14 protein-coding genes and 1 pseudogene are annotated in these 16,255 nt (G+C 46.1%); 5 read left to right on the forward strand and 10 right to left on the reverse strand.

Annotated features, from left to right (window positions below; all coding sequences use genetic code 11):
• Window positions 1–314, reverse strand: a 314-nt coding sequence (locus DW657_RS09605) for a carboxypeptidase-like regulatory domain-containing protein (RefSeq protein ID WP_147381922.1), incomplete at its 3' end; no start/stop codon positions are given.
• 87 nt (window positions 315–401) lie between these two features.
• Window positions 402–1,265 carry a GLPGLI family protein gene (locus DW657_RS09610; protein ID WP_118312337.1) on the reverse strand — a complete coding sequence of 288 codons (864 nt, stop codon included), beginning with the start codon at window positions 1,263–1,265 and terminating at the stop codon, window positions 402–404.
• A 202-nt stretch (window positions 1,266–1,467) separates the two neighbouring features.
• Between DW657_RS09610 and DW657_RS18680 the strand changes: the two genes are divergently transcribed.
• From DW657_RS18680 to DW657_RS09630, 4 genes are all read left to right on the forward strand, one after another.
• Window positions 1,468–2,547 carry a transcriptional regulator gene (locus tag DW657_RS18680; protein WP_369973473.1) on the forward strand — a complete coding sequence of 360 codons (1,080 nt, stop codon included), beginning with the start codon at window positions 1,468–1,470 and terminating at the stop codon, window positions 2,545–2,547.
• Window positions 2,548–2,672: 125 nt separating this feature from the next.
• A complete protein-coding gene (gene gpmI, locus DW657_RS09620) occupies window positions 2,673–4,190 on the forward strand; it encodes a 2,3-bisphosphoglycerate-independent phosphoglycerate mutase (RefSeq protein ID WP_118079656.1) in 1,518 nt (505 codons plus the stop codon).
• Between the two features lie 57 nt (window positions 4,191–4,247).
• Window positions 4,248–4,913 carry a uracil-DNA glycosylase gene (locus DW657_RS09625; protein ID WP_118312338.1) on the forward strand — a complete coding sequence of 222 codons (666 nt, stop codon included), beginning with the start codon at window positions 4,248–4,250 and terminating at the stop codon, window positions 4,911–4,913.
• 91 nt (window positions 4,914–5,004) lie between these two features.
• On the forward strand, window positions 5,005–5,640 hold the full coding sequence (locus tag DW657_RS09630; RefSeq protein ID WP_117662431.1) for a DUF3109 family protein: 636 nt from the start codon (window positions 5,005–5,007) through the stop codon (window positions 5,638–5,640).
• Between the two features lie 32 nt (window positions 5,641–5,672).
• Here the strand turns inward: DW657_RS09630 and DW657_RS09635 are convergent, their stop codons facing one another.
• From DW657_RS09635 to rpsT, 5 genes and pseudogenes are all read right to left on the reverse strand, one after another.
• Window positions 5,673–6,596, reverse strand: a complete 924-nt coding sequence (locus DW657_RS09635) for a hypothetical protein (protein WP_118312339.1) — start codon at window positions 6,594–6,596, stop codon at window positions 5,673–5,675.
• 100 nt (window positions 6,597–6,696) lie between these two features.
• Window positions 6,697–7,746 carry a glycoside hydrolase family 95-like protein gene (locus tag DW657_RS18685; RefSeq protein ID WP_367400153.1) on the reverse strand — a complete coding sequence of 350 codons (1,050 nt, stop codon included), beginning with the start codon at window positions 7,744–7,746 and terminating at the stop codon, window positions 6,697–6,699.
• Window positions 7,747–8,295: 549 nt separating this feature from the next.
• Window positions 8,296–8,961, reverse strand: a pseudogene (locus DW657_RS18690) (glycoside hydrolase N-terminal domain-containing protein); the annotation flags it as partial.
• Between the two features lie 228 nt (window positions 8,962–9,189).
• Window positions 9,190–11,160, reverse strand: coding sequence for a DNA topoisomerase (ATP-hydrolyzing) subunit B (gyrB, locus tag DW657_RS09645; RefSeq protein WP_118312340.1), 1,971 nt, complete (start codon window positions 11,158–11,160; stop codon window positions 9,190–9,192).
• A gap of 201 nt (window positions 11,161–11,361) precedes the next feature.
• Window positions 11,362–11,616, reverse strand: a complete 255-nt coding sequence (gene rpsT / locus DW657_RS09650; protein WP_089544091.1) for a 30S ribosomal protein S20 — start codon at window positions 11,614–11,616, stop codon at window positions 11,362–11,364.
• Between the two features lie 233 nt (window positions 11,617–11,849).
• Here rpsT and recO point away from each other — a divergent pair, with 233 nt between their 5' ends.
• Window positions 11,850–12,575, forward strand: a complete 726-nt coding sequence (gene recO / locus DW657_RS09655; RefSeq protein WP_089544090.1) for a DNA repair protein RecO — start codon at window positions 11,850–11,852, stop codon at window positions 12,573–12,575.
• 11 nt (window positions 12,576–12,586) lie between these two features.
• Here the strand turns inward: recO and ftsZ are convergent, their stop codons facing one another.
• The 3 genes from ftsZ to DW657_RS09670 are packed head-to-tail and all read right to left on the reverse strand — an operon-like array spanning window position 12,587 to window position 16,240.
• Window positions 12,587–13,924, reverse strand: coding sequence for a cell division protein FtsZ (ftsZ, locus tag DW657_RS09660; protein WP_089544089.1), 1,338 nt, complete (start codon window positions 13,922–13,924; stop codon window positions 12,587–12,589).
• Between the two features lie 27 nt (window positions 13,925–13,951).
• Window positions 13,952–15,406 (reverse strand): cell division protein FtsA, encoded by a 1,455-nt coding sequence (gene ftsA, locus DW657_RS09665; RefSeq protein WP_118312341.1) that lies wholly within the window; start codon window positions 15,404–15,406, stop codon window positions 13,952–13,954.
• A 39-nt stretch (window positions 15,407–15,445) separates the two neighbouring features.
• Window positions 15,446–16,240, reverse strand: a complete 795-nt coding sequence (locus DW657_RS09670) for a cell division protein FtsQ (protein WP_118312342.1) — start codon at window positions 16,238–16,240, stop codon at window positions 15,446–15,448.
• Window positions 16,241–16,255: the final 15 nt, after the last annotated feature.

Below are 16,255 nucleotides of genomic sequence, written 5' to 3' on the forward strand. Positions count from 1 at the left end.
AAGACAAAAGCTGTTGAAGCCATACTGATGATGGTTTCTTTTCCCGATGAAACCGCCGTTTTTTGCTTTTTATAGCCCATATAGGAAGCTTGCAGCATATCGCCAGTTTGCTTTTGTGCTATGGGAATCAGGAACGTACCGTCTCCCTTGCTGCGTGTAAACTTCAAGGGCTTTCCATTACGCAGCAGCGTAACCGATACGTTGGTCAGGCGATTGTGTGTAAGTGAATCTTCCACATAACCGCTAATTTTCTCTTGGGCAAACGCATGGAACGCCACGAACAGAATAGTGAAAAGAACTATTATTTTCTTCATCTTTTTTCTCTCTTTTCTATTTTACCTTAGACACTTATCTTGCTAATGTCTTTAAGACGCTTGTCTGGCAAAAAAGTAAACTGCTAATTATCTTTCAATCGGATTGTATGGCTCAGCACGCTTGGAATGCTTCAGGATATTTCCTTTTTCATCCTTGATCTTTACAATTGCAGCATACTTGGCATCTTGAAGCAGATAACCGATTGGATCGGCATAGTATTTTTTGTAAATGGAGGTCAATGATTTGCGGTCGATAGGCTCGAAAGTCTTACCTTTATAATAGATAGGTAGGGAGCCTTTGCCTGTTGTGAGTCCTACAGCTGTAAATCCATAATCGTTCTCGGCGTCGTGAGCTTTGAGAATCAATCCCGGCAGTCCGCTCAGCTTCCAGGGACCATTGTCAATAGGGATGTCTTCCGTGTACCATGCAATCCATGTTCTACCTTTAAACTTGGCAATAGCCTGGTGGCACTCGTAACCGCAGATGGAATCGATACTGTCTGTGAGTTGCCAGTCTATCGGTTCCATCGGTTCAATGCACAAATATCTGTCAGCAGCAAAGAAATCGAGATAGGCAGTCTTGCCCTGTTCTGGATAGTTCTTATATACTTTCCAATTAATCTGTCCGCCATTACCGGAGAAATTGACAGGTATTCCTTTTGCCATATTTGCGGAGATGGTAGAGTCTCTTTGGAATATCGGATAACTGTAGAATGCGGAATACTTGTTGCCAATCTGCAAGAGCATTTTCTCTTCGATGCGGCCAATGAGGGTGTCGGTCTTGGTATATTTCTTTTCGTAAATATACTCGGCATCATATACTACCTGATACTTTACCTGATCAATGGAATCTCCCATGCCAATGCTTGATTCATCGAACAGGTTTACTGTTTGAGCTTGGAGCATGCAAGCATATAATGCAAGCCATGCTATTAATAATACCTTTTTCATAATCTTCGTCAATTATTCATTATTTTATCTGTTTCTTTCGTTTTTGTGATGCAAAGGTACTGAGATCATCCGATGAAATCGATGATTTCTGTTACTGAGTTATTACTTTTGCTTCTTTTCGTCTATTATTATTTTATTACTCTTGCCTTTGTTTACGGATTTTTCAGTAACTTTGCCGTCAAATTCAAAAGATCAGGAAAGTATGAACAGTAACAGTAAGCTGAAAATAGTATGGATGGTATGTGGAGTAGCAATTGTATTGTTGTTCTGCACGCAGGCTTATTGGCTCCATCTTCAATGTCAATATAGCTTAGACCAGCAGGTAGAGCAATTCAAGAAGGATTGTGATGAAGTGTTAGCGCAAGATTTGAAGAATAGAAAAAAGTTGCAGGAGAATTCATCTACGAAAGGTAGAAGAGATACGGTTATGCTTAAGATAGAATCTGAATATGATATGAAGAAGGGGTGTAGCCGTACAACGCTTTCTTTTTGGAACAATCACCGCTTTCTTGTCCGTTTGAATGATCCTGATCTTACGGGTGATGATGCTTATCTCATCATTAGCAGATATCTGGCTTATATAGGTAAGCATCCCTCGTTGGCTTCTTATCAAAGATTACTGGATGATAAGGGATATGGGAAGATATCCTTTTTTCGTCATCTTGATTACAAGACCGTCTTCCTGAATGCAAAATATGATGTCGAAGGCAGGTGGTCACGTGTGGTGACGGTAAAGTATCAGACGAACCCAATGTTTCGCCAAGGTATTTCTTTTCAGGTGCCCATTCCTATTACTCGAACGCTCACAGCCATGATGTGGCAATTGATAGGAAGCATCTTTCTCTTTTTCATCTTGATAGGATGTCTGTATTACCTGGTTAAGACCATAGTCTTCCAAAAGCGCATTGATGGCATTCGTCATGAGTTCCTGAAGAATATGATTTATGAGTTGAAGCAACCGAAAGAAGACGATAAAGGTGAAGAAACCGCCGTTTTAATCGGTACCATCGCCTTCTACTATGCGCAGAATGAACTGCAATGTGGTAACTCCAGAGTAGTCATCACATCTCGTCAAGCTGAAATTCTGAAGCTTCTTGCCGAGAACCAGAACCAGCTTGTAGAGCGGGATTTCATACTGAATGAAGTATGGGGTGATGACTCATACTCCAATTCCCTAGCCCTGAACGTGCAGATTACCTATCTTCGCCGGGCATTGAACCTGGATGAAAAGGTAAGTATCGAAGCTGTCATCAAGAAGGGATATATCCTGCGAACCTGTTGATCTTGTTATCAACTCTCATCTTTTTAGAAAGGTGGGAGTTTTTTTATCTTAATTTATTTTGTCCTTCACCTATTTTGTTGTAACTTTGCAGGCAGAAATTCGAATTTAAATTATTTTATGTAATTATGGCAAAAAAAGCTCTTTTAATGATTCTCGACGGATGGGGAATCGGTAAGCATGATAAGGGTGATGTTATCTTCAAGACTCCAACTCCTTATCTCGATTATTTGACAGCAGTTTCAGCACATTCTACTCTCCAGACTTGTGGCGAGGACGTAGGTCTTCCTAACGGTCAGATGGGTAACTCAGAGGTAGGTCACCTCAACATCGGTGCTGGTCGTGTGGTATATCAGGACCTCGTTAAGATCAATAAGGCTTGCGAGAGCGGTGACATCTTGAAGAATCAGGAGATCATCAACGCTTACAGCTATGCTCAGAAGACAGGTAAGAAGCTCCACTTGATGGGTTTGACTTCTACCGGTGGTGTTCACTCTTCTTTGGATCACCTCTTCAAGTTGATTGAAATCGGTAAGGAATATGGTTTGAAGGAGACATACGTTCACTGCTTCATGGATGGTCGTGATACAGACCCTAAGAGCGGTAAGGGCTTCATCGAGGAGGTGCAGGCTTGCTGCGACAAGAACGGTGCACACATCGCAAGCATCGTAGGTCGTTTCTATGCTATGGACCGTGACAAGCGCTGGAACCGCGTGAAGGAAGCATACGACTTGCTCGTTGAGGGTAAGGGTAAGCAGGCTGACGATATGGTGAAGGCAATGCAGGAGAGCTACGATGAGGACGTAACAGACGAGTTCATCAAGCCAATCAATAACTCTAAGGTTGACGGTACTATCCAGGAGGGTGATGTTGTTATCTTCATCAACTACCGTAACGACCGTGCCAAGGAGTTGACACAGGTATTGACTCAGCAGGATATGCCAGAGGAAGGCATGCACACTATCAAGGACTTGCAGTACTACTGCATGACTCCATACGATGCAAGCTTCCAGGGTGTTCACATCCTCTTCCCTAAGGAGAACGTAATGAACACTCTCGGCGAGTACTTGAGCGCACAGGGCAAGAAGCAGCTCCACACTGCAGAGACAGAGAAGTATGCTCACGTAACATTCTTCTTCAATGGTGGTCGTGAGACTCCATACGAGGGTGAGGACCGTATCCTGGTTCCTTCTCCAAAGGTGGCTACATACGACTTGAAGCCAGAGATGAGTGCTTACGAGGTAAAGGATAAGTTGGTTGGTGCTATCAACACTCAGGAGTACGACTTCATCGTTGTTAACTTCGCTAATGGTGATATGGTAGGTCACACAGGTATCTACAACGCTATCGCTAAGGCTGTTCACGCTGTTGACAACTGCGTAAAGGACGTTATCGAGGCTGCCAAGGCTAACGATTATGAGGCTATCATCATCGCTGACCACGGTAATGCAGACCACGCTATCAACGAGGACGGTACACCAAACACCGCTCACTCTTTGAACCCAGTTCCATTCATCTACGTAACTGACAACAACTCAGCTACCGTTAAGGATGGCCGTTTGGCAGACGTTGCTCCTTCTATCCTCCACATTATGGGCTTGGAGCAGCCAGCTGATATGACAGGTGAGAACTTGATTATTGACTAATAATAAATTCGGAAGTCAAGGCTTTTTGGAGCCTTGACTTCTTTAACTTAAATCATTATGGACGTAAAGATAGAAGAAAGTTGGAGACAGCATATAGGAGAAGAATTCGACAAGCAGTATTTTGTTGACCTCACAAACTTCGTAAAAGAGGAATACCTTTGTACACCTTGTTATCCTCCGGGCCGTTTAATTTTCAATGCCTTCAATCTCTGTCCTTTTGATGATGTAAAGGTAGTGATTATCGGACAGGATCCCTATCATGAGCCTGGTCAGGCGATGGGATTGAGTTTCTCTGTGCCTGATGGAATCACCTTCCCCCCATCATTGATTAATATATTCAAGGAGATTCAGATGGATCTCGGCACTCCGATGCCAGCCACGGGCGATTTGACCCGCTGGGCTAAACAGGGAGTACTGCTTCTCAATGCTACGCTTACTGTTCGTGCCCATCAGGCAGCGAGCCATCAGCGCAAAGGTTGGGAGGAGTTTACCGATGCTGCCATCAAGGCACTCAGCAAGGATAAGGAGCACTTGGTGTTTATCCTCTGGGGCGGTTATGCCCGAAGCAAGGCGAAACTCATCGATACGAGCAAGCACCTGATATTGGAAAGTGTGCATCCTTCGCCATTATCTGCCAACCGTGGCGGATGGTTTGGCAATCATCATTTCTCCCGCTGCAATGCGTATCTGCAGCAGAATGGTATTTCGCCTATCCAATGGTAGGCACACCTAATTATATATAGCTATCCACTCATGGGTAGCTATCATTATTTTTATTATACACTCAAAGAAATTTATTCATCTCAAAAACATTATGAAGAAAGACGAACTGCGTATTCTGCAGGTGGGCAACGTATTGGTTTCACCTGATATCATCACCGAAAAATTCTGTTGCGACCTTGATGCCTGCAAGGGTGAATGCTGCATCGAAGGCGATGCGGGTGCTCCTGTTACCCTGGATGAAATCATGGAGATAGAGGATGCGCTCGATGTGGTTTGGGATGATCTCTCGGCTTCTGCTCAGGCTATCATCGACAAGCAGGGCGTGGCTTATACGGATATCGAAGGCGATTTGGTAACGAGTATCGTGAATGGTAAGGATTGTGTGTTTACCTGCTATCAGGACTTGAAAGACTTGGGCGATGGACATACCATTCCGAATTGCTGTCTTTGTGCCTTGGAGCGTGCTTATCGCGAAGGCAAGTCGAAGTTCAAGAAGCCTATCTCCTGTGCCTTGTATCCGATCCGTGCCAAGGATTTCGGTAACGAAGTGTATGGCATCAACTATAACAAATGGCGCATCTGCAAGGATGCCATCAAGAAGGGTGAAGAGTTGAATCTTCCGGTTTATAAGTTCCTGGAAGGTCCGCTGATTGAGAAGTTCGGTAAGGAATGGTATGATGAGCTTTGCGAAGTGGCAGAGCAGTTACTTGCCGACTTGGAAGATTAATAAAAAAAAGAGATTTCGAAAAGCTTGGTAGCTTATTCCGAAATCTCTAATCCTTCAATATCCACGATATCACTTTCCTTGAATCTTCCTTTCCAGGTAAGAGTGTATATCTTTTGCTTGCTGAATTTAAATCGGCAGAATGCCTGCTCATCCAGTTCTCCGTTGCAGATGTACAGGAAATCATTGATCTTTAATCTGGTTCCTTTGCCGGCTCCTCGCAGCGTAAGGCGGATGGTGCCATAGAAAGGTCTGCCAAAGTCGATGTTGTAACCGGTGGAGTCTCTGTATGTACAGGCTGGTTTCAATATCTTGTAGAGCTTGTTCTCGTCCTTGATAACCTTCTTGTCGCCGAAGGCTTTATAATTCATAACATAGGCAGAATCCTGTCTATATTCGTCTGTGATGACGCAACCGGTAGGGTGAATCCATCCGTAAGGGTGATATACCTCAGATTTCCAAGCCTGCGTATTGGTGTGGGCATGGAAGCGTTCGCCTTCTCCATTGCTGCATTCCTTGAGTTGTCGACAGAGCCATTTACCGTCTGCTTTCTGATAGAAAGGAATGCTGTCCCGCTGCCATCCGTAGAATTCCAGCGAGAGTTGCTTGCCGTAGCTAGGCTTGCCTTGTGGGGCGTACCATACTGCAATCACATTTTCGCCATTTTTGAGGAAGCGGGTTACGTCGATGGTTCGGTTCAGAAGAATGCTGTCCTTGATACCATCGAATTTCAGGCTTCCCGTTACGTTTCTCTCATTGATATAGAGTTTGTAGTTGCCAGTGCTTGCTATATTCATAAAGGCCTGGGTGGGGCACTCGTCCATGATATAACTTTGGCGGAACCATACCTCAGAAGAATCGTTGGGCAGGGGATAGGATATCCAGTGGGTACCGAACTCCTGTGCATGGGAGCTCAGTACCCAAAGTATAGAAATGATGAGAGTTGTTATGTATCTCATTGAATTACTTTTGTCCTTTTCTTTAATGTTTTGTCTTTTACTCTAATAGATAACTATAGTCTTTTACTCTATAGATATAGATAAGATCGATATGGATCTTTTATCTGATGGTCTTTGTTTCTCCTGCCCTGAAGGTAAGGATTTTCTGTTTGCCATTGTAGAGGATAGTCAGATTACCCTCGTTTTTGCTGGTGATGGTTGCCTGAGTCAATTTGCCTTTGTTCCATGCGAGCGATACGCCATAGTTACCACGGGCCTTTAGACCTCTTATCTCTCCTGCCTGCCATTCCTGTGGAAGAGCAGGGAGCAAATTCATCGTTTCACCATCGCATTGCATCAGCATCTCGCAAACACCTGCAGTTCCTCCGAAGTTGCCGTCTATCTGAAATGGTGGATGGGCATCGAAGAGGTTGGGATAGGTACCGCCACTGTGATGCTTGCTATCCTTGTAAACCTCAGGACTAACGTAGGTGAGCAATTTGCGGTATATCTGGTAAGCCTTGTCGGCACGATGCAGACGAGCCCAGAGGTTGATTCTCCAGCCTGTGCTCCAACCTGTAGAATTGTCGCCCTTGATTTCCAAAGTCTTGGTTGCAGCTGCAGCAAGCTCGGGTGTCTTTGCTACCGAAATCTGGTGGAAAGGATAGAGACCGAGCAGGTGAGACTGATGGCGATGATGCCAATCCTGGTCATCCCAATCGTGATACCACTCCATCAGGTTGCCTCGCTTTCCAATGTGGTAAGGACGCAGGCGATCGAGAGCAGCTTGCAACTGCTGCTGGTAATCGCTGTCGATATCCAGGGCTTTCGCTCCCTTGATAGTGTTCTTGAAGAGCTCACGGATGATGGCAAGGTCGGCGGTTCCACCATAGAAACTGCTGCCACGGTAGCCCTTATCGGTGATATAGTCTGCCTCTGGCGATGTGCAAGGGGCTGTAATCAGTTCGTTTGGATTGTGTGGATTCGGAATAAGCCACTCCAGCAGGAAGTCGGCAGCACCCTTCATCAAAGGATAGGCTGTATTGCGGAGATATTCCGTATCACGGGTATAGTCGTAGTGATCCCAGAGGGTTTCTACAAGCCAGGCTCCACCCATCGCCCAATTGCTCCATTGTGGGCTCTCGTTTCCGGTTCCCACAGGGTTGCTCATCGCCCACGCATCGGTATTATGTCCGGCACACCATCCCTTATCGATGCCGTAGAAGTGCTGGGCATTGTGGCGACCTGTTACCGACAAGCCTTCTACCAATCCATCTACAGGAGCAACCAGCTCGGAAAGATTGGCAACTTCTGCCGGCCAGTAATTTTCTTCCAGATTGATGTTGATGGTATAGTTGCCACGCCATGGAGAGCGGAGGGCTGGTGCCCAGAGTCCCTGCAGATTGGCTGGTACTCCCTTGGTGCGGCTACTGCTGATGAGCAGGTATCTGCCATATTGGAAATAGAGCTGTTCCAGATAAGGGTTGCTCTCGTGGTTGTCGCTATAGGCGAGCAACTGCTGGTCGGTAGGGCGGGAAGCATCAAACTTGGCACCTTTCAGGTTCAGGCTTACTCTATCAAAGAGTTTCCTGTAATCAGCGATATGACGCTGCTTGAATTCATCATAGGTGAAGTTGGCAAGATGCCAGGCATCATCAGATACTCTTTCGATATATGGAGCCCCTTCTTTCACCGGGTGTTTGTCGAAGCCATTGTAGCTTGTCTCGTTGACAAGATAGATGATAGCCTCGCTTATATCTTTTAGATGGAGCACTGAATCGTCAGCCCATACCTGTCCGTCGGTGTTCTTTACCTGAAGTATCGCACAGTAATGCGTACTGTTGGCTTCATCTCCCAGAACATGACCTGTCATGGTGATTTGTCCTCTGGATGCTTTCACCTGATGAGGAATGAGGGAGGTCAGGGATATGTCGCTGTTGATGGCTCTCTTTTGAGAGGCACTCAACTTGATGGCGATCATCTTGTCAGGATGTGAAGCAAAATACTCCTTGGTGTACTGGATGCCATTGCGCTTGAATTGTACTGTAGCAAGGGATTTGTCGAGATTTAACTCACGATAGTAATCAGTAAATTCTCCCTGGTTGCAGTCTATGATATTGATCATGCCCAGCGGCTGATAGAACTCCGAGTTGTGTCCTTGTACATAGTGCTGCAGGGAATCGGCAGTCTTGTAATCTTCCTTAAACAGGGCTTCTCTGATTTTGGGAATCCACTTGTAGGCTTCGCCACCTTCGTCAGGGTTTACAGGAACGCCCGTCCATAGGGTGATGTCATTGAGCTGGATGGAATCATTGTTGGCTCCGCCGTAAACCAGCGCACCCAGTTTGCCATTGCCCAGTGGCAGTGACTCTTCGAAGGCGTATGCAGGCTTGTTGTATCACAACTTGTTGGGTAGGGGAGTTTTACTAACTGTTGCCGCCTGGCAGTTCAAGAACGTTGAGGCAGCTAGCGCAAACGTAAAAAGCAGATGCTTCATAAATTTAGTTTTGTTAGTTGTAAAAAACATGATGCTGGGGTGTCGCTTTTTGAAGGCGGCAACCTAAAAAAGGGGGAAGACTCCTGCAGAGTCTGCCCCCAATATATGGTGCTCGCTTTATGCGTCGATATTGGCGTATGTTGCGTTCTGCTCGATGAACTCTCGGCGTGGCTCCACATCGTCGCCCATCAGCATAGAGAAAATCTCGTCAGCCTGAGCTGCATTCTCGATGGTAACCTGCTTGAGCAAGCGTGTTGCTGGGTCCATAGTGGTTTCCCAAAGCTGCTCTGGGTTCATCTCACCCAAACCTTTGTATCGCTGGGTGTGGATATTCTTATCTTCGGTGCCGTCGCCATACTTGTCGATGAAAGCCTGGCGCTGCTGTTCTGTATAGCAATATTCGCTTACCTTGCTGCGGTAAGTACACTTGTAGAGAGGTGGGGTAGCGATATACAAGTGGCCTTCCTCGATAACTTTAGGCATGAAGCGATAGAACAATGTCATGATCAGCGTGTCGATGTGGGAACCATCGACGTCGGCATCGGTCATGATGATAATCTTGTCGTAACGCAGCTTGTCTGTGTTGGCTTCCTTGCTGTCCTCACCATCTACACCGAAGCGAACTCCGATACTCTGGATGATGTTCATGACAGACTCTGCCTCGAAGACTTTATGCCACTGAACCTTTTCTACGTTCAGAATCTTACCACGCAATGGGAGGATAGCCTGGCGGAAACGGTCGCGGCCCTGCTTGGCAGAACCACCAGCGGAATCACCCTCGACGAGGAAGATCTCGCATTCCTTAGGATCCTTCATAGAGCAATCGGCAAGCTTGCCAGGAAGACCGCCACCAGTCATGAAGTTCTTGCGCTGTACGCTCTCACGTGCTTTACGGGCAGCGATACGTGCTGTAGCAGCCAGGACAACCTTTTCGCAGATGCGCTTAGCCTCGTCTGGATGTTCCTCCAGGTAATCAGACAAAGCTTCGTTTACAGCCTGCTGAACGGCGCCCTGTACCTCGCTGTTTCCGAGCTTGGTCTTGGTCTGGCCCTCAAACTGAGGTTCTGCTACCTTGATAGAGATAACGGCGGTAAGACCCTCGCGGAAGTCTTCTGGTGCAATCTCTACCTTTGCCTTCTCAATCTGCTTGGAGATGGTTGGGTCGGCTTCTGCGTAAGCCTTCAGGGTACGGGTCAACGCCATACGGAAACCTGTCAGGTGGGTACCACCCTCGATAGTGTTGATGTTGTTGACGTATGAGTGGATATTCTCTGAATAGTCTGTGTTGTACATCACGGCAATCTCGATAGGAATACCCTGCTTCTCTGTCTTCAGGTAGATGACGTCATCGAAGAGGTGGGTGCGATGGCGATCCACGTAGCGAACGAATTCCTTCAAACCATCCTTCGCATGGAAAACCTGCTCCTTGGTCTTTCCTTCCTCGTCTGGGCGCAGATCTCTCAGAGTAATCTTGATACCCGCGTTGAGGAATGCCAACTCGCGCATACGGTTGGCGATGATGTCCCACTTATAGACAGTGTGAGTAAAGATTGTTGGGTCAGGCCAGAACTGCTGGCGTGTACCGCGCTTGTTGGTCTCGCCTACCACCTTTACCGGATAGAGAGGCTTACCCTTCTCGTATTCCTGCTGGTAGATCTTGCCACCACGGAAGACCTGTGACAACATGTGAGTAGAAAGTGCGTTTACACAACTTACACCCACACCATGCAAACCTCCAGAAACCTTGTAGGAACCCTTGTCGAACTTACCACCGGCGTGGAGCACGGTCATTACGACTTCGAGGGCTGACTTATGAAGCTTCTCGTGCATATCCACAGGGATACCACGGCCATTGTCTTCTACGGTGATAGAGTTGTCCTCATTGATGGTAACCTCGATGTCGGTACAGTAACCAGCCATCGCCTCGTCGATAGAGTTATCAACGGTCTCGTTTACCAGGTGGTGAAGACCCTTTTCGGAAATGTCTCCAATGTACATTGCCGGACGTTTGCGAACAGCTTCCAAGCCTTCAAGAACCTGGATGTTGCTCGCTGAGTAATTATTTGCGGTGTTTTGATTTTCTGCCATTTTTAGAATTGTCTTATTTCCGTGCAAAGATACAAAAAAAAGCTGAGAAACAGCTAGTTTTCTTTGTGAAAATTAGCGAAAAAGGAGAAAAAAGTAAGGTGGTGATGTGTTGAAGGTCTAAGGGGTATAAAAAAGAGTAAGGCTGCAACCCCTTTATGAAGGATAGCAGCCTTATTTATCTCTTTTGCTTTAACTTGGAAGTTAGGCCAACTTAGCGATGTGCTGTGTAAGACCAGACTTCAAGTTTGCAGCCTTGTTCTCGTGAATAACGTTGATCTTAGCCAACTTGTCCAAAAGCTTCTGTACTGTAGGATAGAGCTTTGCAGCCTCCTCCTTGTCAGTCATGTTGCGCAACTTGCGAACGGCATTGCGCATAGTCTTTGCATAGTACTTGTTATGCAAAGCCTTCTTCTTGTCCTGACGGATTCTCTTTACTGATGATTTGTGATTTGCCATCTCTATGTTTTATTTTTATATTCTTTATTAATGTTTGTAGTCCCTAGCAGAGTCGAACTGCTCTTTAGAGAATGAAAATCTCTCGTCCTAACCGATAGACGAAGGGACCATTGCTTATTTGCGGGTGCAAAGTTACTACTTTTATTTGAATCTTGCAAATTTTTCCGCGAAAATTTTCGCTAAATGCTTGTTTTTTTGTAATTTTGCCTTGTTTTTTAATAATTATAGACAAAATGGAAGTAAAAACTAGAGCTATCGTACTACAAACCATTAAGTATGGGGATGCACAACTTATCGTGGATTTCTTCACCGAAAAGTTGGGCAGAGTCTCTTTTATGGTCAAAATACCCAAGTCTTCTAAGGCGAAGATGAAGCGTCAGCTGTTTCAGCCCTTGATGATTCTCAACCTGGAGTTCGATCATCGTCCGAAAGCTAACTTACAGCGATTGAAGGATGTATCCATCGCCCTTCCCTTTGTGGATCTTCCCTTTTCGCCTTACAAGTTGGCGATGTCTATGTTTCTGGCAGAGCTTTTGGGGCAAGCCACCAGGAACGAGCAGGTGAATGTTCCATTGTTTTCCTTCATAGAGGAGAGTGTGGCGTGGCTCGATCAGGCACAGGGTAATTATGCCAATTTCCACATTGTCTTTATGGTTCGGCTAACCTTCTTTCTCGGATTTTCGCCTAACCTTGAGAGTGGTGCGCATGGCGATTTCTTCGACTTGGAGGAAGGCCGCTTTGTATCCTTCGTGCCTACACACGTGCATTATTTAAATAAAGAGGATTCTTTGCGTATGCTGGGGCTGCTTCGCCTGAGCTATGAAACGATGCACCTCTACACAATGTCCCGATTGGATCGAAACCGCTGTGTAGAGGTGATATTGCAATATTATAGGATTCATGTTCCGGGATTCCCGGAGCTGAAAAGCTTTTCTGTTCTACAGGAGTTGTTTGCTTAAGGAACGTTTCCCTAGGCGAAGCTAATGACTCCCTGTACTGTGTCGTTATCGTCTTTCTTCTTAGCCTCCTCTGTTTCAGCATTGCCAGAAGCCAGATTGCGGATGTCTTCGAGAGTCTGACGGGTACGCTTGAAGGTTGGTGTATTCTCAACCTGAAGGATTACATCCTCATTGTCGAGATCCTCAGGACGGAACAGGAAGATGTGTGGATGACGCTTATACTGTGTAGAGTTGCCGTCTGAACCATAGTAGCGCTCGCGTCTGTTCTGACGCTCTGCCCTTGTCTCTTCCTCTTCTGCGATACGGCGAGCTTCCTCTTCTGTATGCTTCTTCATGTGGCGGTTCATTCCCTCTACGTCTTCGAGTCCGAAACCTGTTGCCAATACGGTAACTTTGACACGGCTGCCCAACTCTGGATCAATGGCGAGTCCCCACTTCAACTCGAAGTCATCTCCAAACTTCTCCATGAAGTCGTTTACATCGTTCATCTCATCCATGGTCAAACCAGGATTGTCCTTCTTCTCACTGGCAAAAGCAATGCTCAGCAAGATTTTCTTGGAGTTGAATACATCGTTGTCGTTGAGCAAAGGTGAGTTCAATGCATCCTCAATCGCCTTCTTGACACGACCTTCGCCCTCACCGTAACCTGTACTCATGATGGCAACGCCACCATCCTTCAATACAGTCTTCACGTCGTTGAAGTCGAGGTTGATGAGTCCGTGAACGGTGATGATTTCTGCAATACTCTTTGCTGCAACGCTTAAGGTGTCGTCTGCCTTTCCGAAGGCATCGAGTACAGCGAGGTCTGGATAAATCTGGCGGAGACGCTCGTTGTTGATAACCAGCAGGGCATCTACGTGCTTAGACATTTCTTCTACACCATCCAGTGCCTGGTCAATCTTCTTAGGACCTTCGAAGCGGAAAGGAATGGTTACGATACCAACGGTAAGGATTCCGAGTTCCTTGCTCACTCTTGCGATGACAGGCGCAGCACCGGTTCCTGTACCACCACCCATTCCGGCAGTGATGAAAGCCATCTTGGTGCCGTCGTTCAGCATGTGCTTGATCTCTTCAAGGGTTTCCTCGGCAGCCTGGCGAGCCTTGGCAGGCTTGTTGCCGGCTCCCAGACCTTCCTTGCCCAACTGCAGATGTACAGGTACTGGAGAATCGTTGAGTGCCTGATTATCAGTGTTACACAATACGAAGCTTACGTCGTGGATGCCTTCACGGTACATGTGGTTGACAGCGTTACCACCGCCACCACCTACACCAATCACCTTGATGATGCTGTTTTCCTTTTCTGGCTCTCCAAAGTCCAGAATATGTGGAGTATTTGTGTTATCTAGCATAATAGTCTATTCTAAAATATGATTATATTATTCTTCCTCAGAGATGGTATCCTTCACAAACTTCTTGAATCCTCTCATGAACTTGTGAACGAGGCTGTTCTCTTTTCTGCGTTTTGCTTCTTCCTCGGCTTCCTTTTCTGCCAGGAGTCTTGCCTCTTCCTCTTCCTGTTCTCTCTTGCGGCGAGCCTCTTCTTCAGCCTTCTGCTTTTCGGCTGCAGTCAATACCACGCCGGTGCCTACGGTTTCGTTCGGGTTGCGAGGAGCTTTGTGAGCTTCTGCACCTGTTCCTGTTGTAGGACGGTTGTCGAGGTTGTCGAAGAGGTCATTGTTGAATTCGCTGCCTGCGCAGTTCATGTCGCCCTTAGCCAGGAGTCCCAATACGGTATTCATCATACCGGTATGATTGGTGATCTTAGGATCCTTTGAGTTGACTGTCTGGGTAACAAACTTCGCGATGCGTACCTTGTCGATATGGGTATGAGTCTTGAATACCTTATCGATTTCAGGCATATTGCTTCCACCGCCGGTGAGGATGATACCACCCATCAGCTTATCAGAGAATTCTACAGGTACCTGGAACCATGCATTTTCTACGATTTCCTCCACACGAGCCTCTACAATCTCGATAAACTTCTTGCTCTCTATGGTTCTATCCTTGTCAACAGAGTAGTTGAGTGTTGGGTCGATATTGCTGATATCGGTGTAGGCCTTTGCGTATTTCAGCTTCATCTTTTCTGCATCAGCATCCTCGAGCTGGAGGCAAGTCAAGTCCTTGGTGATGTTGTTTCCACCCAATGGGATGACAGAGAGATGGCGCAGGATACCCTTGTAGTAAACGGATACGGTAGTGGTGTCGGCACCCAGGTCAACGAGCATACATCCGGCTCTCTTCTCAGAGTCGGTCAATACGCTGTCTGCCATAGCCAATGGTGCGAGATACATCTCCGCAATCGAGATATTTGCATTCTCGAAGCAGGTATTGATATTGTTATAGAAGTTCTTGCGCCAAAGGATATTCAGGAAGATACCTTCCAGATGGCTGCACTGTATGCCTACAGGGTCAATCTGGTACTGGTTGTCTATCTTGTATTCCTGTGTTGCAGCGTCAAGAATTTCTTGGTCTGGATAAGTCATGTTGCGGTTGATGTCCATCAGCTCATTAATCATATCCTGCGAGATGATAGATGCGCCTGGCAGATCTTTCACGATGACGTTCTTGAGGCTTCTGATAGATCTGCCTCCTACACCCACGTAAACCTGGGTAATATCTTGTTTGAGGAAGTTCTTCAACTTCTTGATGATGCTAGTGAGGCACTGGCATGTTTTGTCGATGTTATAGATAACACCCTTTCTGATACAAGAAGACGAGTTTTCCTCGACGGTAGCCAGCACGGTGATGCTGCCGTCTAAATTCTTCTGACCAGCTATACCTGTCATCTTAGATGAGCCAAGCTCGATAGCTACAATAAATTCCTTTGGCATAGTCTTTATATATTATCTTTTTCTGTTTCAATTATAAAATTAGCTGTTATGATGCTTTGTGCAAATTATCTGGTTGTCAAACTCGATGTTGATGTATGAGTATTTGTTCCAGCCAGCTTGAGAGAGACCATATTTGTAGAACTTTTCCAGACGGTCCATCTTCTTGTTGATGAAGTCTTCTACATCTTGTTCTCTTTTGCTGATGATATTGCTTTCCGGCAGGTTACCTATATATATAATGTGGTTTCCTACTCGTGGCACCAGTTCAATGCCCCTGTCGGGCAGTACGTTGATCTGCTCTATCTGATTTCTCCAAAGATTGTTCTTCATCAGGGTCTTGCTTACCAGCGATATGTATTTTTGGGCAAACCATTTGTTGATGTTGCCTGTGGCGATGATGATGTCGCTTGTATAGTTGGTGTTGGGCATTACCTGATAATGATCATCTATATAGTAGTCCTCGTTGTTGATGCTCTTGATTCTCACAATTGGCATACGCTGGGTGAGGTAGATATCCACCAGTCCGTCTTGCGTCTTGTAGCATTCTGCGGTCTTCACGAAGGGACTGGTCTTTAAGGTTTCCTCTATCTTCCTGGCGTTCACGCCGTTCAGCGGTTTCTCCAGGGGATAGAGCTTTTTTATCTCCAGTCTCTTCTTGATTTCCTTTGCATTCAGAAAGCCGTTGGTCATCTCATCCTCAATGTTGATATTCACCTTGGTGCATAGCATTCCCTTTTCATCAGGTTTGTTAAACTTGGTGAAAGCGAATCCCAGATAGATTGCCAGTGCAACATCCAGGGTGATGAGTAGGGTTTTCTGCCAATTGATATGCATTGATTACTTTGTTCT

Source organism: Prevotella sp. AM23-5, from assembly GCF_003473645.1.
Classification (GTDB): domain Bacteria; phylum Bacteroidota; class Bacteroidia; order Bacteroidales; family Bacteroidaceae; genus Prevotella; species Prevotella copri_A.

Coding starts and splice junctions, on each gene's coding strand:
- gpmI (WP_118079656.1), top strand. CDS start 2,673: ATGGCAAAAAAAGCTCTTTTAATGATTCTCGACGGATGGGGAATCGGT.
- DW657_RS09625 (WP_118312338.1), top strand. CDS start 4,248: ATGGACGTAAAGATAGAAGAAAGTTGGAGACAGCATATAGGAGAAGAA.
- DW657_RS09670 (WP_118312342.1), bottom strand. CDS start 16,240: ATGCATATCAATTGGCAGAAAACCCTACTCATCACCCTGGATGTTGCA.
- DW657_RS09610 (WP_118312337.1), bottom strand. CDS start 1,265: ATGAAAAAGGTATTATTAATAGCATGGCTTGCATTATATGCTTGCATG.
- recO (WP_089544090.1), top strand. CDS start 11,850: ATGGAAGTAAAAACTAGAGCTATCGTACTACAAACCATTAAGTATGGG.
- ftsA (WP_118312341.1), bottom strand. CDS start 15,406: ATGCCAAAGGAATTTATTGTAGCTATCGAGCTTGGCTCATCTAAGATG.
- DW657_RS09630 (WP_117662431.1), top strand. CDS start 5,005: ATGAAGAAAGACGAACTGCGTATTCTGCAGGTGGGCAACGTATTGGTT.
- DW657_RS18680 (WP_369973473.1), top strand. CDS start 1,468: ATGAACAGTAACAGTAAGCTGAAAATAGTATGGATGGTATGTGGAGTA.
- DW657_RS09635 (WP_118312339.1), bottom strand. CDS start 6,596: ATGAGATACATAACAACTCTCATCATTTCTATACTTTGGGTACTGAGC.
- ftsZ (WP_089544089.1), bottom strand. CDS start 13,924: ATGCTAGATAACACAAATACTCCACATATTCTGGACTTTGGAGAGCCA.
- rpsT (WP_089544091.1), bottom strand. CDS start 11,616: ATGGCAAATCACAAATCATCAGTAAAGAGAATCCGTCAGGACAAGAAG.
- DW657_RS18685 (WP_367400153.1), bottom strand. CDS start 7,746: ATGAGCAACCCTGTGGGAACCGGAAACGAGAGCCCACAATGGAGCAAT.
- gyrB (WP_118312340.1), bottom strand. CDS start 11,160: ATGGCAGAAAATCAAAACACCGCAAATAATTACTCAGCGAGCAACATC.